The organism is Nocardia sp. NPDC050713 (genome assembly GCF_040654315.1).
GTDB lineage: Bacteria > Actinomycetota > Actinomycetes > Mycobacteriales > Mycobacteriaceae > Nocardia.
The window spans coordinates 18,551-42,269 of record NZ_JBFAHS010000016.1; the positions used below are offsets into that span (position 1 = coordinate 18,551).

General features: G+C 66.3%; 24 protein-coding genes, 1 tRNA gene and 1 pseudogene. 16 read left to right on the forward strand and 10 right to left on the reverse strand.

Translation table 11 applies throughout. The features are described 5' to 3' along the window. Positions 1-3: 3 nt before the first annotated feature. Positions 4-417 carry a hypothetical protein gene (locus AB0H49_RS26345; protein WP_357255171.1) on the reverse strand — a complete coding sequence of 138 codons (414 nt, stop codon included), beginning with the start codon at positions 415-417 and terminating at the stop codon, positions 4-6. A gap of 548 nt (positions 418-965) precedes the next feature. On the opposite strand from AB0H49_RS26345, the gene AB0H49_RS26350 reads away from it, so the two are divergent. Together AB0H49_RS26350 and AB0H49_RS26355 are read left to right on the forward strand one after the other, a co-directional pair. Next, complete coding sequence (locus AB0H49_RS26350; protein WP_357255174.1) at positions 966-1,514, forward strand: hypothetical protein; 549 nt, start codon at positions 966-968, stop codon at positions 1,512-1,514. Positions 1,515-1,605: 91 nt separating this feature from the next. After that, on the forward strand, positions 1,606-1,944 hold the full coding sequence (locus AB0H49_RS26355; RefSeq protein ID WP_357255177.1) for a hypothetical protein: 339 nt from the start codon (positions 1,606-1,608) through the stop codon (positions 1,942-1,944). Positions 1,945-2,403: 459 nt separating this feature from the next. On the opposite strand, the gene AB0H49_RS26360 is transcribed toward AB0H49_RS26355, so the two are convergent. Next, entirely contained in the window at positions 2,404-3,228 is an 825-nt protein-coding gene (locus AB0H49_RS26360; protein WP_357255178.1) for a tyrosine-type recombinase/integrase, read from the reverse strand. Between the two features lie 67 nt (positions 3,229-3,295). Here AB0H49_RS26360 and AB0H49_RS26365 point away from each other — a divergent pair, with 67 nt between their 5' ends. After that, complete coding sequence (locus tag AB0H49_RS26365; RefSeq protein WP_357255180.1) at positions 3,296-3,664, forward strand: hypothetical protein; 369 nt, start codon at positions 3,296-3,298, stop codon at positions 3,662-3,664. Between the two features lie 86 nt (positions 3,665-3,750). Here the strand turns inward: AB0H49_RS26365 and AB0H49_RS26370 are convergent. Continuing rightward, positions 3,751-3,824 (reverse strand) — tRNA-Pro (locus AB0H49_RS26370). Positions 3,825-4,257: 433 nt separating this feature from the next. On the opposite strand from AB0H49_RS26370, the pseudogene proY reads away from it, so the two are divergent. Together proY and AB0H49_RS26380 are read left to right on the forward strand one after the other, a co-directional pair. Then, a pseudogene (proY, locus tag AB0H49_RS26375) lies at positions 4,258-4,609 on the forward strand (proline-specific permease ProY); the annotation flags it as partial. A 164-nt stretch (positions 4,610-4,773) separates the two neighbouring features. Then, positions 4,774-5,169, forward strand: a complete 396-nt coding sequence (locus tag AB0H49_RS26380; RefSeq protein ID WP_357255182.1) for a hypothetical protein — start codon at positions 4,774-4,776, stop codon at positions 5,167-5,169. A 58-nt stretch (positions 5,170-5,227) separates the two neighbouring features. Here AB0H49_RS26380 and hutC read toward each other — a convergent pair whose 3' ends face one another. After that, positions 5,228-5,998, reverse strand: a complete 771-nt coding sequence (hutC, locus tag AB0H49_RS26385; protein WP_357255185.1) for a histidine utilization repressor — start codon at positions 5,996-5,998, stop codon at positions 5,228-5,230. Positions 5,999-6,425: 427 nt separating this feature from the next. Between hutC and hutU the strand changes: the two genes are divergently transcribed. From hutU to hutG, 4 genes are read left to right on the forward strand one after another with little or no spacing between them, the layout of a single operon-like run. Beyond that, complete coding sequence (gene hutU / locus AB0H49_RS26390) at positions 6,426-8,099, forward strand: urocanate hydratase (protein ID WP_357255187.1); 1,674 nt, start codon at positions 6,426-6,428, stop codon at positions 8,097-8,099. 46 nt (positions 8,100-8,145) lie between these two features. Then, positions 8,146-9,582: a cytosine permease gene (locus tag AB0H49_RS26395; protein WP_357255189.1), complete on the forward strand. Its 1,437-nt coding sequence runs from the start codon at positions 8,146-8,148 to the stop codon at positions 9,580-9,582. 9 nt (positions 9,583-9,591) lie between these two features. Next, positions 9,592-10,767 carry an imidazolonepropionase gene (gene hutI / locus AB0H49_RS26400; RefSeq protein WP_357255191.1) on the forward strand — a complete coding sequence of 392 codons (1,176 nt, stop codon included), beginning with the start codon at positions 9,592-9,594 and terminating at the stop codon, positions 10,765-10,767. 13 nt (positions 10,768-10,780) lie between these two features. Continuing rightward, positions 10,781-11,716: a formimidoylglutamase gene (hutG, locus tag AB0H49_RS26405; RefSeq protein WP_357255193.1), complete on the forward strand. Its 936-nt coding sequence runs from the start codon at positions 10,781-10,783 to the stop codon at positions 11,714-11,716. A gap of 6 nt (positions 11,717-11,722) precedes the next feature. Here hutG and AB0H49_RS26410 read toward each other — a convergent pair whose 3' ends face one another. Continuing rightward, positions 11,723-12,247 (reverse strand): MepB family protein, encoded by a 525-nt coding sequence (locus AB0H49_RS26410; RefSeq protein WP_357255196.1) that lies wholly within the window; start codon positions 12,245-12,247, stop codon positions 11,723-11,725. 198 nt (positions 12,248-12,445) lie between these two features. Between AB0H49_RS26410 and AB0H49_RS26415 the strand changes: the two genes are divergently transcribed. From AB0H49_RS26415 to AB0H49_RS26425, 3 genes are all read left to right on the forward strand, one after another. Further along, complete coding sequence (locus AB0H49_RS26415) at positions 12,446-13,156, forward strand: GAP family protein (RefSeq protein WP_355003252.1); 711 nt, start codon at positions 12,446-12,448, stop codon at positions 13,154-13,156. Positions 13,157-13,399: 243 nt separating this feature from the next. After that, entirely contained in the window at positions 13,400-14,509 is a 1,110-nt protein-coding gene (gene ald, locus AB0H49_RS26420) for an alanine dehydrogenase (RefSeq protein WP_355003251.1), read from the forward strand. A 162-nt stretch (positions 14,510-14,671) separates the two neighbouring features. After that, positions 14,672-15,067: a hypothetical protein gene (locus AB0H49_RS26425; protein ID WP_357255199.1), complete on the forward strand. Its 396-nt coding sequence runs from the start codon at positions 14,672-14,674 to the stop codon at positions 15,065-15,067. A 203-nt stretch (positions 15,068-15,270) separates the two neighbouring features. Here the strand turns inward: AB0H49_RS26425 and AB0H49_RS26430 are convergent, their stop codons facing one another. Then, entirely contained in the window at positions 15,271-16,224 is a 954-nt protein-coding gene (locus AB0H49_RS26430) for an alpha/beta hydrolase (protein WP_357255202.1), read from the reverse strand. A 50-nt stretch (positions 16,225-16,274) separates the two neighbouring features. On the opposite strand from AB0H49_RS26430, the gene AB0H49_RS26435 reads away from it, so the two are divergent. After that, entirely contained in the window at positions 16,275-16,685 is a 411-nt protein-coding gene (locus AB0H49_RS26435; RefSeq protein WP_357255205.1) for a MerR family transcriptional regulator, read from the forward strand. A gap of 124 nt (positions 16,686-16,809) precedes the next feature. Continuing rightward, positions 16,810-17,703 (forward strand): alpha/beta hydrolase, encoded by an 894-nt coding sequence (locus AB0H49_RS26440; RefSeq protein ID WP_357255207.1) that lies wholly within the window; start codon positions 16,810-16,812, stop codon positions 17,701-17,703. A 199-nt stretch (positions 17,704-17,902) separates the two neighbouring features. Here the strand turns inward: AB0H49_RS26440 and AB0H49_RS26445 are convergent, their stop codons facing one another. Further along, positions 17,903-18,157, reverse strand: coding sequence for a hypothetical protein (locus tag AB0H49_RS26445; protein ID WP_357255210.1), 255 nt, complete (start codon positions 18,155-18,157; stop codon positions 17,903-17,905). A gap of 145 nt (positions 18,158-18,302) precedes the next feature. On the opposite strand from AB0H49_RS26445, the gene AB0H49_RS26450 reads away from it, so the two are divergent. Beyond that, positions 18,303-19,031 carry an AraC family transcriptional regulator gene (locus tag AB0H49_RS26450; RefSeq protein WP_357255213.1) on the forward strand — a complete coding sequence of 243 codons (729 nt, stop codon included), beginning with the start codon at positions 18,303-18,305 and terminating at the stop codon, positions 19,029-19,031. A gap of 43 nt (positions 19,032-19,074) precedes the next feature. Beyond that, complete coding sequence (locus AB0H49_RS26455; protein ID WP_357255215.1) at positions 19,075-20,025, forward strand: sterol desaturase family protein; 951 nt, start codon at positions 19,075-19,077, stop codon at positions 20,023-20,025. Positions 20,026-20,173: 148 nt separating this feature from the next. On the opposite strand, the gene AB0H49_RS26460 is transcribed toward AB0H49_RS26455, so the two are convergent. The 3 genes from AB0H49_RS26460 to AB0H49_RS26470 all read right to left on the reverse strand — a co-directional run bounded on the left by AB0H49_RS26460 (position 20,174) and on the right by AB0H49_RS26470 (position 23,574). Further along, complete coding sequence (locus AB0H49_RS26460) at positions 20,174-20,566, reverse strand: VOC family protein (RefSeq protein ID WP_357255218.1); 393 nt, start codon at positions 20,564-20,566, stop codon at positions 20,174-20,176. A gap of 242 nt (positions 20,567-20,808) precedes the next feature. Further along, positions 20,809-21,696, reverse strand: a complete 888-nt coding sequence (locus AB0H49_RS26465; RefSeq protein ID WP_355003241.1) for a cyclopropane mycolic acid synthase family methyltransferase — start codon at positions 21,694-21,696, stop codon at positions 20,809-20,811. 243 nt (positions 21,697-21,939) lie between these two features. Further along, positions 21,940-23,574, reverse strand: coding sequence for a CocE/NonD family hydrolase (locus AB0H49_RS26470; RefSeq protein WP_357255221.1), 1,635 nt, complete (start codon positions 23,572-23,574; stop codon positions 21,940-21,942). Positions 23,575-23,719 lie beyond the last annotated feature (145 nt).

A 23,719-nucleotide genomic window follows, 5' to 3' on the forward strand; every position in this document is an offset into this window, starting at 1 on the left:
CGTTCAACTCCTAGCTCGGACCGAGGTTGTTACTCGTCGGCACTTCGCCGCAGTGGAGTCTTCAGCCACAGCCGGGACCGGGTACCAGGCCGGTACGTGGAGTCGAAACGCTTGCTGACGATGCCTTCCAGTCCGTGGGCTGCTGTCGAAGACGAACAACTGCACCGGCAGAGCGCGGCGCAACTCGACGCTGGGGCGTTGCAGGTGCATGCGCTGCTGGAGTCGGGCGAACGAGGGCGCTCCGGTCGCCGGGTCGGCGGCGATGATCTCCCCGTCCAGGATCAGGTCCCGAGTGTCGGTCAGCTCGGTCAGGGCGGGGACGAGTTCGGGGAAGCACGCGGTGACGTTGTTGCGGTTGCGGCTGTAGAAGCCGACGCGCCCGCCCTGGTTCGGCAAATAGTGCGCATGCCGTCCCATTTCATCTCGATCGCCCACTGGCCTGCGTCGGCAGAGGGGCGTCCGTTCTCTGAACTAGGTTGTGGCAGCGCACCAGGGGGTTGAGAAGACCATCCTCTGCCGCACAGCGGGCCCGCCGCCACGATACTGGCCGCACTCGCGAGTGGAGGCCACCTCAACCTCCCCATTCCCATGGCGCAGGCTTGCGCCGACATCCCGCTACCTGAAGCGCGACATGCTGTAAAGACCTCGTCGACCATGCCGTCCACACGGGACCGAGAACGCCTGTTTACCGGCCGCCGGTGAACACCCACGGCGCCGCGGTGTCCAAGAATCGATCGGTTCTCGACATCCTGCGGGTTTCACCCGTAATGGGTGATCCCTGCGCTGGGAGGTGCTCATAACCTGTGGTCGAGCGCCGCGTAGAGGTGGGAGCCACTGTGCGGGTCTGCGGTGTGCGCTGACCCGTTCGACCGGCTCAGCGCGACACGGCTCGGGAGTCTCGGGTGATCTGGCCGGGTTGGTGTCGTCGAAGGCAAGGCCCAGTACACGACCTTGTTGGAGGGGCAATGACCAGGATCGATTCACAGAACTTCACCACTCTGCTCGACACCATCGCCCAGCGCCGCAGCGCCAGCGACGGCACAGTTTCGGCGGAGGCCTCCACTCACATCCCCGAGGTCAGAGCGGCGGATATCCCGCAGGAGGTCAAAGACATCCTTCAACCCTCCGAGATCGACATGCGGGAGCAGCTCGACGGGACCGGCACCGCCGCGCACACGTACGCTTGGCGCGTCCTCGCCGGTGACATCTCACGCGAACAGTTCGAGGACCTGATCAATCAACTGGTGGACAGCGCCACAACCCAGTTCAACAAGCTGCAGGGCGTGACCAACGCAGCACTCAAAAGCCTCGGCCAGCAGCACCCCGACTGGCAGCAGATGATCTTCTACGTATTCCAGGAGGTCAGTGACCTTCTAATCGATGTGCTGAACAAGGAATTCGGCTTCCTCACATTGCTGAAGACGAACACGCCCCAGCAGGAAAATCAGGTGAACGGATTTTTCAGCGACTTGATCCGTCAAGTCGAGGACGGGTGGAGTCAGATCGTTGGGTGATACCGACAGCTCGGCGTGGGCTCGAGTGTGCCTGTGCGGGTTCGCGCCACCGCTTCCTTGTGGGACGAACGCCCAATCGAAGGAGAAGGCAATGACCAAAGCGAAGCAAGATCTCGAGGTGAAGCAGGATGCTCTGTCCGAAGCCTCGAAGTCGGACGAACGTACCTCGGTCGGCTGGTACAAGCTGCACAACGATTTGGACGTCCCCGTCGGGGTTGTGCGAACCGCCGGCCCGGGCGGGACCCGACTGGGGGTGGTCTGCGTATCCCCCGGCGTCACCAGCGAGGAGTACGACGACGGAAGCACCATCTATTGCTGGCTGGGCAACAGGACGGGCCAGATATACAACTGCTCCAACGGCGATGTCGGCTACCACTTCAGCGGGAATCTGCGAGGCAACCAGGTGAACAACCTGAGCTGGTTCACCTAGCCGTGAGCCAGGGGTCCCGGACTGACCGGGCCCCCTGGTGCGGCCGGTCGCCAGCGGGCACCTGCGGGCGTATCCACGGCGCGTGGGGTCCACCTCCGCTGGATCCGGCGGTAAGACGCCACCGCAGATAGTTTCGCGAGTCGGTACCACCTGCCGGGTGCATATGCCCAGATCGCTGTTCGAGTTACCGCACATAGCTGCGGCAATATATGGTAACTCCTTCTCGTCAATGTTCCCGGACCCCCAGGGCCGTCACGACGCTGGGGTGTTGAGAAACGTTTCTCCGACACTCGGGATCTCGGCGCGGTGTGGTCCGGAAGCCCAGGTCGCCCGAATCGGCCATGTGTAGATGATCGTGTCGAAAGTATTGGTGGACAACATTTCCCATACGGGCATCTTCGTCGGGGTTGTAGGTACTCGGGCGACAAGCGACGCCCGAATCGGCGTCGCCCGCCACCGTCAGCCTTGGCCGGTGCGGCCCTCGGCGAGTGGATGTGCGGGCGCGGTCACGGTCGTGCTGGCGATTTCGCGGAATGGGGGGATGCTCAGCAACACTGTAGAGGCTCGGCGGGCGCGTTCGTCGAGCTGGGTCAATTTGTCGCTCGCGGCGGCGAGGCTGACGCGTAGACCTTCGGCCTCGCCGAGCCATCCTTCACGTTCTGCTTCGGCGATTCGCTCGGTGAGATTGTCACGGATCTGTTCGAGCCGGCCGCGTTGAGCGGGGTCGACGCGCAGGACTGGGCAGCGGACGCAGGAGTGTTCGTGCTGGCAACTGGTGTCGTAGGCGCGCCCGCACTCGCCCAAAGCGATCTTGCGGCGTTCGAAGTGCCCAAGAAATTCGTCCCATTCGACGTCGGTCGGAGTCCGATACTCCTCATGGGGGCGCAGCGCGCGGCGGCGGGCGATGAAGGCGCGGTGCCCGTTGATCGCTTCGTCGGGGTAGACGGCCTTGTAGCCCATGGTGGTGTTGATGTCCTTGTGTCCCAGCAGGATCTGTGCGATGTGTGGGGGCATGCCGTTGAGGATGGCTTCGGTGGCGAAGATGCGGCGCAGGTCGTGGGGCACGAAGTACAGTGGCTGCCCGTCGGTGTCGAGCAGATCGGTGTCGGTCAGGATTTCTCGGATCGCGGCGCGGATCGCCGTGGATGAAATCGGTGAGGTCTCGATTCCGCCGTGGACCCACTGGAACAGTAGCGGTGCCGGTGGACACCATAGCTTTTCGGCGCCGTCGTAGAAGGGGACCAGCGGCACCATTCCGTCGGGTTGGCGGATCCTGGCGATCACGGACGATAGGAATCGGCGAGTTCGAGATTGATGACCAGCAGCCGTTGTCGGTCTTGGACGGCGCGACGTGCAGCAGCGGGATCTGCCCGAGCACACGGTCGAGGCGGTGCGGGAGGCGATCAAGGACCTCGAGGTCACCGCGCGTCCCAACCCGATGGGGCTGTTGTTCCCGGCACGCAACGGCTCGGTACGCAACCCGAACAACTTCGGGCGCACCTGGCGGGCGGCACGCGGGGAGAACTTCGCCTGGGTGACTCCGCGAACTTTCCGCAAGGGTGCCGCGACCGCCATCGACCACGCCTACGACGACCCGGAACGGGCGGCGCGCCAGCTGGGCAACACCGAGGCGGTCGCCAAGAAGCACTACATCGACATCCCCGACAACCGGGACGTGCTCGAGGCCTGGGCACAGGGCCGCCAGAGCCCGAAAGTATGAGATTTTGACTGGCTCGGTTCGAATGCGGCGGCGTGTCGCCGAGATGAGAAAACCCCTTCCGACCAGGTCGGAAGGGGTTTTCTATGTCGGGCTGACAGGATTTGAACCTGCGACCACTTGACCCCCAGTCAAGTGCGCTACCAAACTGCGCCACAGCCCGTGGTGCGCCCGCTTGGGGCGCTTGAAGAGATTACAACAGTGTATGTCTGGAGAGCTAATCCGCTGGTCAAACGGGGTGGCTCCAGGCCGCGCGCGGTCGGTCGCACCGTGGAGCGTGGCCGCGATCCGAGCCGCTGTGAAACCTTCCGTATCTCATCGACGCCTTCCCGCCAATCGTATTGCGCGAGCATGCCGAGACAACCGAGCCAGGGCTCTCCGAGTGCGGGAGACCACGCGACAGGTCGTAGTGGTGGCCGAGACCCTCCAAGCATGGCGGACAGGGGCGATGAGCCAGGGCAGCTCGGCACCTGATGCAGCGTCCTCGTCGATCCGCAGGCGCTCAGACCCAGCACTGGGCTGGATCCAACACCTCCGAACACCGAGCGGCACTACCGCTCAACTCCTACTCGGTGCCCTTCGCTGGAATCGGCCTCTCCGCCGGTGTCATGGTTCTGGGCGTAATCGTCAACGCCATCTCCCCCGACAGGGCGTTCGCCTACATCACCTCGGTCTCCACCGTCGGCATCATCTTCGTCTGGGGAATCATTCTCGTCTGCCACATGATCTACCGCGCCCGCGTCAGGGCCGGTGCACTGCCCGCCAGCGACTACCGGCTGCCCGCCGCGCCGGTGACCACCTGGTTCGCACTCGGACTCCTCGTTCTCGTCGTCGTTCTGCTGTTGTTCACCGGCAGCGGGCGCACCGCCGTCGCGGTCACGCGTCTGGGCGGTGGCCGTCGGGGCGGGGTACCTCGCTTGCCGTGTGCGCCACGCCAAGTCCGAATGAAATCCGAAGGCGGATCGAACAACTCGTCTCTCAGTTACAGGCAGAAAGTGATGTATTCGAACGGATCGACACCCACAATGGACCGAATCAGGACAGTCCCGTTGTTGGAACCCGCGCATCTACTTCAGGCCATCTCCGGATGCCGTACCGGCAGCCTGCCTCTCGTGGAATGGGTACGAGAGCTCGGCGATATGCATGCCGAACTGATACCCGCACAAATCGCCCCGATGCCGCAGTACAAAGCGGTTGCTCGTGAGCGGCTTCGCTTAAGGATCGACCGAGTCGTGCGCGAGATCGATTCGTGGGCGGCGCGCAACCTTCCACGTACGAAAGGCGCACGCAAGCACACGCATTCGCTGGGCGAGGTGTTGAGCCACATTGCCAAGTTGTATGCGGAGACGTGGTGGACAGTGCTGCATTCGGCGGATGGCGAAACGCGCCACGAGGCATGGTGTCACCTGAGCGAAGCCCGAGAGGGCTACGCGGAAATGGTGGAGGAGATTCGAGCACGGCGTCTTCAATTGCCATTGGGATGGATGGGAATTCGAGCTCGGACGTAGCCGCCAGTTCCGGAATCAGGCCGAGGTACGGCGACACTCCTGCCGTCGCGCGGGTGCGTCAGATCGGAGAGCTGCCGAAACTACCCTCGAGCCGGTTCCGCGAACCCGGGTGGATCAGTCGGGCCGCGCTGACCAGGCCGGTCGACGACCAGGTACGCCGCCGGATCAACAGGCACGGTTCCGAGCGTGGTATACCGAGCAATCTGCATTCCTCGGCGCTGGCCAGGACCGCCTCGACGACGTGCTCACCACGCTCCAGCGGGGCCACCTTGCTGAGATAGGTGTTCGGGGTCAGCGTGGTGAAATCCTGCTGGAGATACTCCGGCGCCTCGGCCGGGTTGACGTAGCGGTCCTCCACCTGAATCGGCACGTCGTCCTCGAAATGCACGATCAGCGAATGGAACACCTTGCCGCCCAGTGCGTTACCCAGCACCGGGTGACCCATCTCGACGTCTTCGGCCCGGACGAACACCACCTCGGTGCGGTGCCGATGCCCGCGCTGCTGGATCTCGTCGGCGATGTTCTTCACCTCGAACAGCGGTGAGGCCGTTTTGGCCTGCGCCACGAAGGTGCCGACGCCCATCACCCGGTTCAGCATGCCGTCGGCGGTGAGGTCGCGCAGAGCCCGGTTGATCGTCATCCGGGACAGGCCCAACGCGTTGACGAGTTGGTTCTCGGAGGGGATCTGATCGCCCGGCCGCCACCGGCCGCCCTTGATCTGCGAAGCGATCAGCTGCTTGACGCGCTCGTACGCGGCGAACTCGGTACCGAGTCCGTCGTAGAGCGCGGCCAGGTCCGCGTCGACTATTTCGATCGCCACCACCGACATCCGTTCCCTTGCCTCACGGGGCTTCGCACCGACACGCTCCGCGCCGACACCCGTAGCCGCCGGGCGACGACCGACAGCGCCGCCGAGTCTCGGTCGCCCGATTCCGATATCGCCCCGAGGATACGTCGCGGACGGACCGGTCGGGCCACGCCGCGGTCGGCACCGCACTCGACGTCGCCGAACACCCGCCCCCACGCCAGCGACACTGCGTTCGCTTCGACCACTCGGCGCAGCTCGACCGCGTCCGACGCGGGACGCTCGCGCCGCGCGCTGTTCGGATCGACATGTCGCTCATAGCTTTCCGTAATGGCCGATGCGTAGTGGCGCGAGCAGATGGAGAACCTCGGAGCACGCTTGACAGCCGGTTGTATATACAGGACTATACACCCATCGAGTGACCCCGCGCACACCCGCCAGAGGAGAGAACATGACCGACGCATCCACGCCCGAACCCGGCCCACGTCCCGTCTCCGCGGACCGCGGCACCGAACTGAGCACCCTCGGCTGGCAGCAAGAAGGCGCGCTGCGGATGCTGATGAACAACCTCGACCCCGAAGTCGCCGAACGCCCCGACGATCTCCTCGTCTACGGCGGCACCGGCCGGGCCGCGCGCAGCTGGGCCGCGTTCGACGCGATCGTGCGCACTTTGCAGACCCTGAAATCCGATGAGACGCTGCTGGTCCAGTCGGGCAAGCCGGTCGGCGTCTTCCGCACCCACGAGTGGGCGCCCCGCGTTCTGCTGGCGAACTCCAACCTCGTCGGCGATTGGGCCAACTGGGAAGAGTTCCGCAAGCTGGAGCAGCTCGGCCTGATCATGTACGGCCAGATGACCGCCGGTTCCTGGATCTACATCGGTAGCCAGGGCATCCTGCAGGGAACCTACGAAACCTTCGGCGCGGTGGCGCGCAAGCGATTCGGCGGATCCCTGGCGGGCACCATCACGCTCACCGCGGGCCTCGGCGGCATGGGCGGCGCCCAGCCGCTGGCGGTGACGATGAACGAGGGCGTGGCGATCTGCGTGGAATGCGACCCGGCGCGCATCGACCGCCGCATCGATCACGGTTATCTCGACACCAAGGCCGAGACGGTGCAGGAGGCGCTCGACCTGGCGATCCGCGCCCGCGACGAGCGCAGGCCGCTGTCCATCGGCGTGCTCGGCAATGCCGCCGAGGTCTTCCCGCAGCTGCTGGCCATGGCAGCGCCGATCGACATCGTCACCGATCAGACCTCGGCACACGACCCGCTGTCCTACCTGCCGATCGGCGTCGCGCTCGAGGATTGGCACACCCTCGCCGACAAGGATCCGGCCTGGTTCACCACGGAGTCGCAGGCATCGATGGCCAAGCACGTCGAAGCCATGGTCGGCTTCATGGACAAGGGCGCGGAGGTCTTCGACTACGGCAACTCCATCCGCGACGAGGCCCGAAAGGGCGGCTACGACCGCGCTTTCGAGTTCCCCGGCTTCGTCCCGGCCTACATCCGGCCGCTGTTCGAGGAGGGGCTCGGCCCGTTCCGCTGGGCCGCGCTGTCCGGCGACCCGAAAGACATCGCCGCCACCGACCGGGCGATCCTGGAGCTGTTCCCGGAGAACGAGCACCTCCGGCGGTGGATCGAGCTGGCAGGCGAGAAGGTGAAGTTCGAGGGTCTGCCCGCGCGGATCTGCTGGCTCGGTTACGGCGAACGACACCGTGCCGGGCTGAAGTTCAACGAGATGGTCGCCTCGGGCGAGCTCTCCGCGCCCATCGCCATCGGCCGCGATCACCTCGATTCCGGCTCAGTGGCCTCGCCGTATCGGGAAACCGAGGCGATGGCCGACGGCTCCGACGCCATTGCCGACTGGCCGCTGCTCAATGCCCTGGTCAACACCGCCTCCGGCGCCTCGTGGGTGTCGATCCACCACGGTGGCGGCGTCGGCATGGGCCGCTCCATCCACGCCGGGCAGGTGTGCATCGCCGACGGCACCGAACTGGCCGCCCAGAAGCTGGAGCGCGTACTCACCAACGACCCGGGCATGGGCGTCATCCGGCATGTCGACGCCGGCTACGACCATGCCGCCGAGGTGGCCCGCGAGCGCGGCGTGCGCATTCCGATGAACTCTTGACAGCTTGTATATACGCCGGATTCACTGCAGAAAGCCAGGCCCGCCAATGAAGAACGACGGCAACCAAGAGGATCTCCTCACCCTCGAACGTCGCACCATCGACGTCGTGCCCGACGACGAACGCCACGGCACCCCGCGCAGTCAGTTCACCCTGTGGTTCGGGGCGAACATGCAGATCACCGCCATCGTCGACGGCGCACTCGCGGTGGTGTTCGGTGCCGACGCGCTCTGGGCGATCCTCGGTCTGCTCATCGGCAACGTCGTCGGCGGCGCGGTGATGGCGCTGCATTCGGCCCAGGGTCCGCGTATGGGGCTGCCGCAGATGATCTCCAGTCGCGCCCAGTTCGGCGTCAAAGGCGCGGTGGTGCCACTGATCATGGTGATCCTCATGTATCTCGGATTCGCCGCGACCGGAACCGTGCTGGCAGGCCAGGCCGTGAACAAGATGCTCGACATCGACAGTCCGACGGTCGGCATTCTGATCTTCGGTGGTCTCACCGCCTTCGTCGCGATCACCGGCTATCGCCTGATCCACATCGTCGGGCGCATCGCCACTATCATCGGCATCATCGGCTTCACCTATCTGGCGATCCGGCTGTTCGCCGAATACAACGTGGGCGATTTCGTCGGCATCGTCGGTTTCGACACGGTCACCTTCCTGCTCGCGATCTCCCTCGGCGCCGGTTGGCAACTGACCTTCGGCCCCTACGTCGCCGACTACTCCCGCTATCTGCCGCGCGGCACCAGTGAACGCACCACCTTCTGGTCCACCTTCCTCGGTAGCGTGATCGGCTCGCAGTGGTCGATGACCTTCGGTGCGCTGGTCGCCGCCGTCGCGGGTGACGCCTTCCTCGGCAATCAGGTCGGTTTCCTGGGTGAGCTCGCCGGTCCTGCCGTCCTCGCGTTCCTGATCTACCTGGTGATCGTGGTCGGCAAGCTGACGGTCAACGTGCTCAACGCCTACGGCGGGTTCATGTCGATCCTGACCACCGTCACCGCGTTCAACGGCCGGTCCCACATCTCCACCGCCGCGCGCGCTGTCTACATTCTCGGCTTCGTCGCGGTATCGATGCTGATCGCCATCGCCGCGAGCGCGGACTTCCTGAACAACTTCAAGAACTTCGTGCTCGTGCTGCTGATGGTGTTCACCCCGTGGAGCGCGATCAACCTCATCGACTACTACCTGATCTCCAAGGAACGCATCGACCTGCCCGCGCTCTACGACCCGAAGGGCCGCTACGGATCCTGGAACGTTCCCGCGCTGGTCTGCTACGCCCTGGGTGTCGTCGCACAGATCCCGTTCCTGGCGCAGAAGATGTACACCGGACCCATCACCGACATGCTCGGCGGCGCCGATATCTCGTGGATCGTCGGCATCGTGTTCACCGGCGCGATCTATTACCCCGTCGCCAAGCGCACCAACAACCCGCCCGCGCAGATGATCTATCCCTCGCAGACCGAGATGGTCGATACCCGGATCTAGGAGTCATCCATGCCGACCACCGCACTCACCGACATCGGACTGCTAGTCACCAACGATCCCGCCTTGGGCGACGGCGTCCTCGGCCTGCGCCGGAACGCGGCGGTCGTCTTCGAGGACGGCATCGTCGCGTGGGTCGGCGATTCCGCCGACGCGCCCGCGGCGGATACCGGCCACGAGCTGGGCGGGCGCGCCGTGCTACCCGGATTCGTGGAATCGCATTCGCATCTGGTGTTCGCGGGGGATCGGGCCGAGGAGTTCGCGGCCCGGATGTCCGGGCAGCAGTACGCCGCGGGCGGTATCCGAACCACCATCGAGGCCACCCGGGCCGCCACCGATCGGCAGCTCGAGGCAAATGTCCGGCGGTTGATGGACGAATCACTGCGGACGGGCAGCACGACCGTCGAGTGCAAGTCCGGGTACGGGCAGTCGGTCGAGCACGAATTGCGCAGCGTTCAGGTGGCGGGACGCTACACCGACGAGGTGACGCTGTTGGCCGCGCACGTCCCGCCGCCGGAGTACGCCGGGCGCGCCGACGACTACGTAGCCATGGCGTGCGCGGAGATGATCCCGAAATGCGCGCCGCACGCGAAATGGATCGATGTGTTCTGTGAGCAGGGCGCTTTCGACCGAGATCAAGCACATGCCGTCCTCAGCGCCGGTGTGGCGCACGGGCTGATTCCACGGGTGCACGGAAACCAGCTGCGGCAGGGGCCCGGTGTGCAGCTGGCGGTGGAGCTGGGCGCGGCGTCGGTCGACCATGTCACGCACGTGAACTCGGCCGATATCGACGCGCTTGCCCACAGCGACACCGTCGCCACTATGTTGCCCGGCGCCGACTTCTGCACCCGCGGCAGCTATCCCGACGCTCGCGCACTGCTCGACGCCGGGATCACGGTGGCACTCGGCGCGGACTGCAATCCCGGCACCAGCTACACGACCAGCCTGCCGTTCTGCATCGCGATCGCGGTGCGCGATATGCGCATGACTCCCGACGAAGCCGTCTGGGCCGCCACCGCCGGTGGCGCGAGGGCGCTGCGCCGCACCGATATCGGCGCCCTCACTCCAGGCGCCCGCGCCGACGCCCTGGCGCTCGACGCACCTACCCACCTGCACCTGGCCTACCGTCCCGGTGTTCCCCTGATCAGCCGAGTGTGGCGCGAAGGCACGCTCGCCTACTCGAAGTGAGGAGGCCACCACGATGCACCCCGCGCCCCGCTGGACCGGCCGCACCGACGGCACCACGCCCGAGCATCTGCGCTGGCATCAGGTCGTCGAACCGTACGCACCTGGCGCCGAGCCGGGCGCCTGCGTGTTCGTCGGCTTCGCCAGCGAGGAAGGGGTGCGGCGCAACAAGGGCCGCGTAGGTGCGGCGGCCGGACCCGATGCCCTGCGGCAGGCACTCGCACCCATGGCGCTGGCCGAACCGCATCGCGCGTTCGACGCGGGCACCGTCGCGGTGACCGACGAGAAGCTGGAGGAAGGCCAGCGTGACCTCGGCGCCACCGTCAGCGCCCTGCTCGACGCCGGTCACTTCCCTATCGTTCTCGGCGGCGGGCACGAAATCGCCTACGGCACCTACCTCGGCGTCGCCGGATCCGCGCGGCGTACCTCGACCACCCGTGTCGGAATCCTCAATCTCGACGCGCATTTCGACCTCCGCGCCGATCCGGTCCCCAGCTCCGGCACCCCGTTCCGGCAGATCCTCGAAGCCGAGGGCGACGCCGTGCGCTACGCCGTGCTCGGCATCAGCCAGCCGAGCAACACCGCCGCGCTGTTCGACACCGCCGCGAAGTTCGACGTCCGCTACCTCCTCGACGACGACTGTGACCCCACCACGTCGCTCACCTTCGTCGAGAACTTCCTCGCCGAAGTCGACTTGGTGCATCTGACCATCGATCTCGACGTCCTGCCCGCCGCCGTCGCGCCGGGCGTCAGCGCGCCCGCGGCGTTCGGGATCCCCCTTTCGACGATCCAATCCGTCTGTGACCGGGTGACCATGAGCGGCAAACTGGCCGTCGTCGACGTGGCCGAGCTGAATCCCAGCCTGGATATCGACAACCGGACCGCGCGCACCGCGGCACGGCTGCTCCACCGCATCGCCACCCGGCACGTCCCGCACCGGACCGTCGGCTGACCGCTATCAGCGGGACCGATCATCGAGACCGGGACACACCGGGTCGTAGAGCCGCTGGGCCCGCCGCAGATCTACCTTTTCGCCGTCGTCGAGTTCGAGAAAGTAGTCGCACTGCCACTTCTGGGTCCGCATCGCTTGCCGGTTCTGGGTCGCGGACCACGGCGGATACACCCGAAACCCGCGCTTCCCGCCGCGGCCGGCCACGGAAACGACGCCGTGCTCGACCAGTGCCGCCTTCGGGAACACGAACTGACCGAAACGCTGCCCTTCTCGGGCGGTGATCACCAGCAGATCGACGCCGTCCTCGGCCGCCAACGGCTCCGTCGACCCATCCGCCGCACGCCTCCACACCGTGACGAACATGCCCACCTTGGTCGGCGTCAGCTTGCCGACTCGAAACCTGATCGACCCGTGACCCACGCGGGAAACGAACGCCCCGTACTCGGCGTTCTCCGTCTCGGGAAGCGCCGCCGCGAACTCCAAACCCAGCGAGTCGAGAAGAAGCCTCGCCTCGGCCACATCGGGATGCACACCAACCAACTCCTCACCGAACAAAGACCCGCAACGGCCTGTCCCATGCTGAACACCACGGAACAACAGGCCGGAGCCGCCGGCAATGCAGCCTACGAGGCGCACGTCGATGTACGACCCGGTGTCCTTCTTTTGTCGGATGTCGGTGGGAGTTCAGCTGCTCGACGATGAGAGTCCTGCCGGTCCGAAAGGAATTGCATGACTTTCACTCTCGTCGCGGCGTTGATCGGGCTCGCGCTCATCGACAGCACCAGCTTCGGCACGCTGCTGATCCCCATCTGGTTGTTGCTGACTCCGGGGCGGTTGCGGGCCGGGCGGATCGCGGTCTACCTCGGGACCGTCGCGGTGTTCTACTTCGGGGTCGGAATACTGTTGGTCCTCGGCGCGGACGCCGCGCTTTCAGCGGTGGGCGCGATCGAAGTCCCACCGGTTCCGCTGCGAATCGGGCAACTGATCCTCGGCATCCTCATCATCGCGCTGAGCTACCGGCTGGAGGCCAGGGCCGAACGGCGGGCCGGGACGCCAGGCAGGATCCAGCGCTGGCGGTCCAGAACGATGGCGGGCGACGGCAGCGCGGGGAGCCTGATGAAGCTCGCACTCGTGGCCGCCGCCCTGGAAGTCGCCACCATGCTCCCCTACCTCGCCGCCGTCGGACTGATCGCCAATGCCGATCTCCCCTGGCAGCTGACCGGCTTCACCCTGGCCGCCTACTGCGTCGTCATGACCCTGCCCGCCATCGCCTTGGCACTGGCCCGCCTCGCCGCGCACCAGCGGGTCGATCCGTTCCTGCAACGAATCAACGACTGGTTCACCCGGAACAGCGCGAAGGCCCTCGGGTGGACCGTGGGCGGGATCGGCATCGGCATAACTCTCAACGCCGCGACCGTCCTCGCCGTCAACCCGACCTGAACCCATCAGGGGATCGCGCCGGCACCACACCGCGGAGGTCTCCCGGAAACGGCGAAGATGATTCGACCAGGCGGCCGCGGTAACCAATCGATCCGGTAGATCCGCGTGTGATTCACCTCTTTCGAGAATCATCTTCAGACATCTGGATCTGATATCGCAGAATCTTCACACTAGATCCTGAAGCGACCCGACCGATAGGGACTCGCTCCAGCTCGAACAGCGACGAGACGATCAGGAGTGCTGATGAAAATCGGGATCCCCCGCGAGGTCAAGAATCACGAATACCGAGTGGCGTGCACGCCCGCCGGTGTCCGTGAGCTTGTCTCTCGCGGACACGAAGTGTTCCTCGAGGCGGATGCCGGCGCCGGATCGGCGTTCGACGACGCCGCCTACAGCTGTGTCGGCGCCCACGTCCTGCCGACGGCGGACGAGGTCTGGGGCGTCGCGGATATGGTGCTCAAGGTGAAAGAGCCGGTGGCCGAGGAGTATTCGCGGATGCGCGCCGGGCAGCTGCTGTTCACCTACCTGCACCTGGCCGCCTCCAAGGAGTGCACCGACGCGCTGCTGAGCTCCGGCATCACCTCCGTGGCCTACGAGACGGTGACCGGACGCGACGGCAGCCTGCCGCTGCTGGCGCCGATGAGCGAGGTCGCGGGCAGGCTCGCACCCCAGGCGGGCGCCTACCACCTGATGCGCAGCGAAGGCGGCCGCGGCGTGCTCATGGGCGGGATTCCCGGCGTGCGACCCGCCAAAGTGGTCGTACTCGGCGCGGGCGTTTCCGGACGTAACGCCATCGCCGTCGCGGTCGGAATGCGCGCCGACGTCACCGTGCTGGATCTGAACGTCGCCCGGTTGCGCGAGGTGGACGACCTGTACCGGGGGCAGGTCCGCACCGTCGTCTCCAACGCGTTCGAGGTCGAGAACTCCGTGCGCGAGGCGGATCTGGTGATCGGCGCGGTCCTGGTGCCCGGCGCCAAAGCCCCCGAACTCATCTCCCACGATCTCGTCGAACAGCTCAAGCCCGGCTCGGTGCTGGTCGACATCGCCATCGACCAGGGCGGCTGCTTCGCCGATTCCCGGCCGACCACGCACGCCGAACCCACCTACCGGGTCCACGACTCGGTGTTCTACTGCGTCGCGAACATGCCCGGCGCGGTCCCCAACACCTCCACGGTGGCTCTCACCAACGCCACCCTCCCCTACGTCATCGCCTTGGCGGAGCGCGGCTGGCGCGACGCCGTCGCCGCGGATCCCGGCCTGGCCGCCGGACTGAGCACTCACCAGGGCACGCTGCTGTCCGAATCCGTCGCCGCCGCACACGGATACACCGCCGGACGGCTCGTCGCGGCCTGAGCGTCGTCCGAGGCCTGGGCGGTGGGCGTTGTGCAGGCGCATCTTCGCACCGCCCCCTTGCCTCGCCGTCCTCCTGCGCTGCCCGACCGCCGTGCGTTTTCGCAGTTCGGAGGTGGTCGAGTGGCGTTAGGGTGAAGGGGGGTGAGTGCGAGGAGTCGAAAGATGAGCACCACTGTTCTGATCGTGATCATTGTCATCGCCTTGGTCATCCTGCTGGTCGCCGCCTGGGTGCTGATGCGCAAACGGCGCGAACACCAGCGGGTCGAGGCTCGGGCTCTCCGTGACCGCGCGGCCGAACGCGACGTCGAGGTCGCTCAGCGGGAGGCGCGGGCCGAGGAGATCGCCGCCAGGAGCCGGGCGGCGAAGGCGGAAGGCGAGGCCAAGGTGGCGCAAGCCGACCAGCTTGCCCAGCAAGCGCACATGGATCGCAGCGCGGCGGCGGATTCGCGAACCGAATTGGACAAGGAGTGGGAACGCGCCGACAAGGTCGATCCGGACACGAAGTTACGCGAGAAGCAGCGAGGCGCCGACACCGAACAACCGCCCCGCAGCCCCTGACATCGACACAAAGAACCGATCGCTTCCGCCCGAGGTGACCGGCTCCTGAGCAGTCGGCAATTTGAAGTCGCCCGCGGCCCCAGCCTGGCTTGAAGCCGATGGGAGTGTGCGTCCAGAGACAACGCGGCAGGCCACCGACAGGTGAACGGCGGCCGCCACGAGGAAGATGCCTCTCCGCTATCTCAGGATCCGGGGGACAAAGCTCAGCGGACGAACGCCTTTCGCAGTGCTGTCGCTGCTTCGGATCGGGCTTTCGCGCTGTCGTCGAAGGGGTGCCGGACGAATTCGTGGATCATTCCGGGATAGCGGCTGACGGTGACCGGGACGCCGGCCTCCTCGAGACGCCGACCGTACTGTTCACCCTCGTCTCGCAGTGCGTCGTATTCGGCGGTGATGACGAGTGCCGGTGGAAGCCCGGCCAAGTCGGGGGCGAGCAGGGGTGAGACTCGGGGATCGAGCTTTTCCGCTTCGGTGGTCAGGTAGTGGTCCATGAACCAGTACTGGGTGGCCCTGCTGATATTGCCGTACTTACCCGCGTACTCGCGGATGGAGTAATTCGACCTCCGGAAATCGAGGTCGGGATAGATCAGGAGCTGGAAGGCCAGAGCAGGCCCGCCGTGCTCCCGCGCCATCAGCGCGACAACCGCCGCCAAGTTGCCTCCGGCGCTGTCGCCGCCGACAGCGATCCGGGTGGGATCCCCGCCTATTTCGGCCGCGTGCGCGGCGACCCATCGCGTCGCGGCGTAGCAGGCATCGGGCGCCGCCGGATATTTGTGCTCCGGCGCCCGCGGGTAGTCGACGGAGACCACGATGGACTCGGCGCCGTTCGCGAGACTCCGGCACAGGCCATCGTGGGTGTCCAGATCGCCGAGCACGAACCCGCCACCGTGGAAGAACACCAACACCGGGAAGGGGCCATCGCCCGCCGGAGTGTAGATCCGGACTCCGAGCTCCCCATCCGCCACGGGGATCACGCGGTCTTCGACGGCGGCGACAGCTTCGGGCTCCCCCAAAAGAGCGACACCCCTGCGCACCCCTTCGCGCGCCAGCTCGAGGGGAAACGTGTGCAGCTCACCGAAATTGAACTGGGCGAGCCGCTCCAAATATGCCTCGACCTGCGGGTGCAACGAGATCTGGCCTTCTGTTTCTTCGGTCATGCGCCTATGGTGCAACTTGAAGCACAGTTCAAGTCAAGGAGTGATCGGGCATGACGTCGCTGGATATCGCCGAAGTCGCCGAGCGGGCCGGGTTGGCTCCCTCCGCGTTGCGGTTCTACGAGAAGCGCGGCCTCATCGAGCCGGACGGCCGCAACGGTTTACGCCGCACCTACCGCCCCGATGTGCTCGCCCGACTGGCCCTGGTGACCTGCGCGCGCTCGGCCGGTTTCACCCTCACGCAGATCGCCAGGTTCCTGACAGCCACCCCCGACGACGCCGAACTCCGCGCCCACTTGGCCAAGAGAGCGAACCAGCTCGACGAGGACATCGCTCGCCTCACCAGAATGCGCGACGGCCTCCGCCACACCGCGACCTGCACCCACCGACCGCTGGTCGACTGCCCGGAATTCCAGCGCATTCTCGCCACTCCGGAAGCCGAGGCAGCGGAGGCGCCCGTGTAGCCGAATCCGCCGACCCCGCTCCCATTCGACGACGCCGAACGGTTCGCTCTCCACCCACGGTCGGATCGCCGTCTCCACCTGCGGACGGTGGTTCGGTGGCCACCCGGCGAACTATCGTGGCGTCATGCCTGTTACCGCCGGTACCGCTACCGAACCGCCAGTCATCCCCGGGGTGCGCCGATCGTTCAGCACCGCCCGCGGCGTTCGATTCCACGTCACCGAAGCCGGGCCGGTCGACGGCCGACCGGTCGTGCTGCTGCACGGCTGGCCGCAGCACCACTACGCCTACCGGGATCTCCTCGCCGACCCGCCCGAGGGACTCCGGATCATCGCGCCCGATCTGCCGGGCTACGGCTGGTCGGGCCCGGCGCCGCATCGATGGGCGAAGGACGACGTCGCCTCCGATGTGCTCGCGCTCCTCGATGCGCTGAACCTGAAGCGCGTACTGCTCGTCGGACACGACTGGGGCGGTTACGTCGGATACCTGATGGTGCTGCGCGAGCCCGAACGTTTCGACGGCTACCTCGCACTGAACATGGCGCATCCCTGGGTACCCGCGGCAACGGTGACGCGACATCTCTGGCGCTTCCTCGCCTACCAACCGCTGCTCGCCATCGCGGGCGTGCCGCTGCAACAGCGCACTCGCCTCCTCGAACGGCTCATCACCGCCGCGATCACCGACCGCAGCGCGGTCGACCCCGAGGTGGTGCGAATCTTCGCCGACCGCTTCCGCGATCCGGTCTGCGCCCGCGCCGCCACCGACACCTACCGCACGTTCTGGCTGCGCGAAATCCCGAGTGCCGCACGGCATCCCGAGCGTCGGCGCGTCACCATCCCCATTCGCGCACTGTTCGGCTTGGACGACGTCGCTCTTCATCCTTCCCTGGCCGCCCCCGAAACCGCCCGCGCCGACGACTACACCCTCGAAACCGTCACCGGCTGTGGACATTTCATCGCCGACGAACGCCCCGACCTGGTCCGCGCCCGCCTGATCGAGCTCGCGGCGGCCACGACCTAGCTAACTCCGTCACGACAGACAGCCGACACCGACCCTACCCACGTCGCCGCCCGGAACCGGTGCGGCTGTTCGGCCTCGATGGCCCGCAGGTAGGCCGCGCCACGCGGTGCGATCTCGTACCCCGTCGCCAAGCTACGGGTCAGGCCGAGATTCTCGAGCGAACCGGCGAACGAGCGCGGCGATGCCCCGAGCACGTCGGCTACATCGCGTGGCGTTCCCCAACGAGCGCCTCGGTCACCACCGCGGCGATATCCCGGGTGTCCACGAAACTCACCGCCGCCTCGGCGACCGGGAGCCGCAGCGTTCCCGCGCCCGCGAGGGCGATATCGCGGAGCGGCCCCTCGGTGACGTTCTGGTGGAACCAGTTCGGGCACACGATCGCCCAATCGAGCGTCGAGGACTGCAGACGCAGCGCCAACCGGCGCTGGTCGACATCGTCCGGCGCGTATTCCATACGGAAGAAATGGTGCTCGTGGAAGTTGAGGCTGTCGGCTCCCCGGGTACGCTCACGCGATGTCGTCGGCGTTTTCGGTCAGTGCAGCGATCAGCGCGACCCCGGCTGTATTCGTTCCGCTTCGCTCAGCCGGAAGCGCACCGCGGTGACGCCGCGCTGGCTCGGCGGGGTCCTGTTCACGCCGGGCCTGATGGCCTTCACGGGCGACATCGGCGACACCGCGGCTCATTCCCATGCCGCCGTGCAGATCTTGCTCGTCACCGCGGGCGACGTGACGCTGATCGACGCCGCCGGACGCTCCACGACCGCCGAGGTGGCGATCATCCCGCCCGGTGTACGCCACGAAGTGCGCGCCACCCCCGGAGCCAAAGGCTTCATCGCCTACCTCGACTCCGCCGATCTCGTCGGCCGTGCCGCCCTCACTCGACTGCGTGGCCTGCCAGCCGATGCGGCCATCAGCTGGATCACTTCGGCAACGCCGCGCACCAGAGTGGAAGCACCGCAACCGCATTCGATGCCGCGCCGGTCCGCGCACCCGGTGGTGACCGAGGCGCTGCGCGTGGCAGCGGTCTCCGCGGGCGGCCCACCGTCGCTGGGCGATCTCGCGGCCGCCGTCGCGATGTCGCCGAGCCGCCTGTCGCATCTGTTCACCGAGCACGTCGGTCTGCCGTACGCGGCGTGGCGGCGTTGGACTCGGCTTCAGCTGGCCGTCGGCACCGTGCGCGCGGGCGGCTCGCTGACCGAAGCCGCGCACGCCGCGGGTTTCACCGACAGCGCTCACCTCACCAAGACCTGCCGCGACCTGTTCGGCATCACCCCCACCGAAGCTCTCATCGCCACCGGCTGGCGACCACCACCCGCGCGGCTCAGCTGATTTCTACAAGCCTCGACCGGGCCGCGACAGCGACGCTGAACCCATGTCCACAATCATTCGCCCCCTGGTCCGCTACGGCTACGCACCGCTCTTGCTGCTGGGCATCAACGGCGCCGGAATCGCCTTGGCCGCAAGCGGAGCGAACAAAGCCTGGCTGCTGGCCCTGCTGGTTGCCGCTATCGCATTGTCGTTCGGCGCCGAACGCCTGCTGCCGTATCAAGGTGTCTGGAACAGCTCCCACGGCGACGTCGGGCGCGACACCGCGCACACCTTCGTCAACGAAACGCTCATTCTCAGCAGTGTCGCCGCCATCCCGGCCTTGGCCGCGCTCGTCCCCGGCGACGGGATCTGGCCCACCGAGTGGCCTTTCGTCGTTCAAGTACTGATCGCGATTCTGGTCGCCGACTTCGGCATCACCCTGACGCACTACGCCAGCCACAAGATCGGGCTGCTCTGGCGGTTTCACGCTGTGCACCACAGCGTTACGCGGTTCTACGGCCTCAACGGCCTGATGAAGCACCCCCTGCACCAGACACTCGAGATGACCGCGGGCGTCACCCCGCTGCTGGTGGCCGGGATTCCGGTGCCGGTCGCGGCGGCGTTGTCGCTGGCGGTCGCGGTGCAGCTGCTGCTGCAGCACTCCAACGCCGACTACCGCGTCGGCCCACTCGAATACGTCCTGGCGCTCAACGAAGGCCACCGCTTCCACCACCTCAAATGGGCGGGCATCGGCGACGTCAACTTCGGGTTGTTCACCCTCGTCTGGGATCACCTGCTGCGCACCTTCAGCTACGACCCCGCCCGCCGCTTCACCAGCGCCGACCTCGGCATGGCCGCCAAACCCGACTACCCGGTGGGCTACCTGGCTCAGCTCGCCGAACCCTTCACCCGCCACGGCGCCTGCACCACGGCCTCGGGCGACCACACCGAAAAGCGTTCGGACGCACCATCGATCAGTCAGGTGCCGCCAAGTCGAGCGCGAGCCAGTTCGTGATATGCCAGCCGATGTAAGCGCGAAGCATGCGCGATGTGTCAACCGAGGGGAAATTGGTCGAACGATTCGACCGCAGCCCACATCGGGGTGACGGACTGCCACCCGAGAGCGAGTCGTCGTGCGTTCCGCCCTCGGGTTCGGCAACTGGTCAGTGACCTTCCGGCGCCGCCAAGGCGGATTCGGACGCCTTGGCGACCTCCATGTCGATCTCCTGGATCTGGATCGTCACACCGTCCGGATCGACGACCCGCAGGCTGCGACCGAAGTCCTCGTCGAAGATCTCGTACTCGTAGCCCTGCTCGCGCAGCCGGTTCGCGACCACCTCGAGCTTCTCGTCGGTCGCGAACCCGAGTTCGACCGAGCCTGCCGGGCGCCCTTTCGAGACCCTGAAGTCGTGCAACCCGACGGCCCCGGCGCCGGCCGAAAGTTGCGCCCACACATTGACACTCGCGTCCGCGTCGAACGCGAGCCCCAGACCGGCGTAGAACCTCCGGCACGCCTGCACATCCGACACATACCTGATCGGCAGCACAGTCAACATCTCTTTACCTCCTTCTCGGAACGGACGAACCGAGTGTCAGGCGGCATCCGCGCACAACGCCCCGTCCCGCCGTGCGATCGCCGGAATCCGACACACACACGGCTGTGTCGACGGAATCCGACACGCGACAGCCGGTTCGGCGGTAGGCGAGGATCCGGCGATCGGTGTGCGGCATCCGCTTTCGCCACCGGGTCTCGCGGACGAGTTCACCGCGCCGCGCTGACCGCGCTCGCCCACGGGTACTACTTCTTGACCAGGCTGAACTGCACGACGTCGATGTAGCCATCGCGGAAGAACCTGCCGCAGCCGCTCAGGTACTTCGAATAGGTGTCGTAGGTTTCCTCTGAGGTCAGCGCGATCGCCTCGTCGCGATGTTCTCTCAGCGCACGGGCCCAATGCTCGAGCGTGACGGTGTAATTCGGGCCGAGCGGATGCACGCGCTGGACGTCGAAGTGCGCCGCGCGGGCGTAATCGATCACCCATTGCGGCTCCGGCAGCTGGCCGCCCGGGAAGATCTCGCTGGCGATGAACTTGCCGAATTCGAGTATCTCGCGATTGATCGGCAGTCCTTTCGCGCGCCACTCGTGCCGGTCGAACTGCACGATCGTATGCAGCAGCATCCGTCCGTCGGCGGGCAGCATGCGGTGACACTTGCCGAAGAACCATTCGTACCGCTCACGCCGGAAATGTTCGAACGCGCCGATGCTGACGATACGATCCACCGGCTCGTCGAATTCTTCCCAACCCTGCAGCAGCACACGGCCGCGCCTGGGTCCGCGATGCGCCTCGAACAGGCTGTTGACGTGCTCGTATTGGTTGCGGCTCAGCGTCAGCCCGATCACGTCGACGTCGTAGCGCTCCATCGCGCGCATCATCGTCGAGCCCCAGCCGCACCCCACGTCGAGCAATGTCATGCCGGGCCGCAGATCGCATTTGCCCAGCGCCAGGTCGATTTTGGCCAGTTGCGCTTCCTCGAGGCTCATCCCCTCGCGTTCGAAATACGCGCAACTGTAGGTGCGAGTCGGATCCAGGAACAGCGCGAAGAAATCGTCGGACAGGTCGTAATGCGACTGGACGTCCGAATAGAACGGGACCAATCCCTCCGTGCTCGTTCCGTTCTCCGGAGACATAGTCCTCCTCGCCAGCTGGATGAAAGATGCGTCGAACAGGAGGAGCGCGTACCACAAAATACTCTGCGGTGAGATCGCGCGGGCGCGATCGGCAGGAGTGCGCCGTCGAGACCGGAGACATCCGCGCGCTGGGTCCGGCCAGCTGACAAGAGCGCCAGAACTCGGCGGCGCCCCCGTTCCGAGAGCCGCCGAGCCGAAGAGGCTCGGCGGCTCGCGGAATCCGTGTACTCGGTCGCGGGGCGGTCAGGACGACATGGGCAGGTCCACGTAGGCCGGACCGTTCTGGTTGGAGAGCGTGACGGTCGTACCCGCGATGGTTTCGTCGCCGTACAGGTGATCCTTGGTGTCGACGATCATCGTCAGATGGTGACCGGCGGGGATCCGGTAGTCGGCCGCCTGCAATCGAGCGTTCACCACGGTCGGGCGACCGGCCTCCGCATTCTGCACGGTGACGGCAGCATGGGTGATGATCTGCATTTTGCCGGTGAAGGGATTGTGGTCGAACAGGTAGGCGAAAACGGTGACCGTCTTGTCGGAGGGAGTGACGGTGACCTGCATTTCAGGGGCGCCCGCGATGCGCCGGGGCTCGGGGAACGGCTCGGTGGTCCAGACCGCGGCGGCGCCACGGTCGACGTCGTCGAGCAGCTGCCGCTTGGGCATCAGCAGTCGTTCGAGGAAACCGTCGAACACCAGCGTGCTGGCCGCCCTGACCTGTTCGGTGCCCGCCTGAATGCTCTGGCTGTAGGTCTGCGCCGGAGATGTCGTCAGCGCACCGTCGGTGGACCCGCCGCTCGGCGCGTTCAGGTAGTAGCGCAGCATCGAGTTCGACCAGGATTTCAGGTCCGCGGCGGCTTCTGTGGCGAAGTTGTACATGGTCTCGGTGTGCACGACGCCGTCTCGGTCGATGCCGTTGTCCACACCGAGCAGGTGGTGGTCCAGCCAGTCGTAGGCGGCTTCGGTGGTCCGGGTGTAGACGCCCAGGAGGATGCCGGGAATCTCCACCGCACCGTGGTCACCGACGGCGAGGTCGAGGCGCTTCGGGCCGGGGTAGCGATCGAAGTAGTCGAGCAGCTGATTCTGCGGGAAGATCGTTTCGTGCCAGTAGCTGGTGAAGAATGTTGGCACGGAACGCTTTTTACTCGCGTGTGCGGGCGAGCGCGGCTTCGCCCACTCCAGCACCTCGTCGATGTTGGTGTTCTCGCGGAAGTCTTCGAGGACCTGCACCAGTTCGTCGCTCGGCCGGTCGCTGATCGCGGCGAGGGCTTCCGCGGCCGCGATGTGCCGGGTCCGGTTGTCGTAGAGCGCTTGGCCGAGGTCCGCCCAGGTGCTCAGCGCGACCACCGCCTTGACCCGCTGGTCCTCGTTGGCGACCAGCTGGCTGATGCCGGAACCGTAGGAGATGCCGAGCATGCCGATGCGGTCCGGGTCGGCGTCGAGTCCGCTGTTGGCGAGCGCCCAGTCGATGACCTTGCGTCCGTCCGTGATGTCCTCGGGACCTGCCACCGTCAGCTTCCCGTCGGAACCCGGCAGCCCCCGTTCGGTGTACGCGACGACTGCGTATCGGCGCATCAGCAATCGGATGATGGCGCCGCCGTACATCTTCCAGCCCTTGGGGTCCAGTCCGGCGGGAAGAATGACGAGCGGGTGCGGGCCGCCGGTGTTCGGCCATGCGGCGAAGGCGTCGAGCAGCACGCCTTCCGCACCGGGAATCTGCTCGGCGCCGAGGCGACACTGGGCTCGGACCGCGGCGATATCGTCGACGAGGTCCGCGGGGACACCGGTCGCGTCTCCGGTGAGCAGATCGTGCACGACCGCGTCGACGTCGTGGTCCTGATCGGGGGAAAGTAGTCGCAGTCGGTCCTGGCGAGGCTGGGTCATTGCATTCCTTTCCTGTTCCGTGCGAGAGGGTTTCCTGAAGCCGCGCCGCTGGTTTCGAGGCGCGAGTAGGTATCGGAATCGCGAATAGTGTCGATCCTGCAGACGGGGAGGCGGATTCGCCGCACCGGTCAGAATTGTCTTCGAT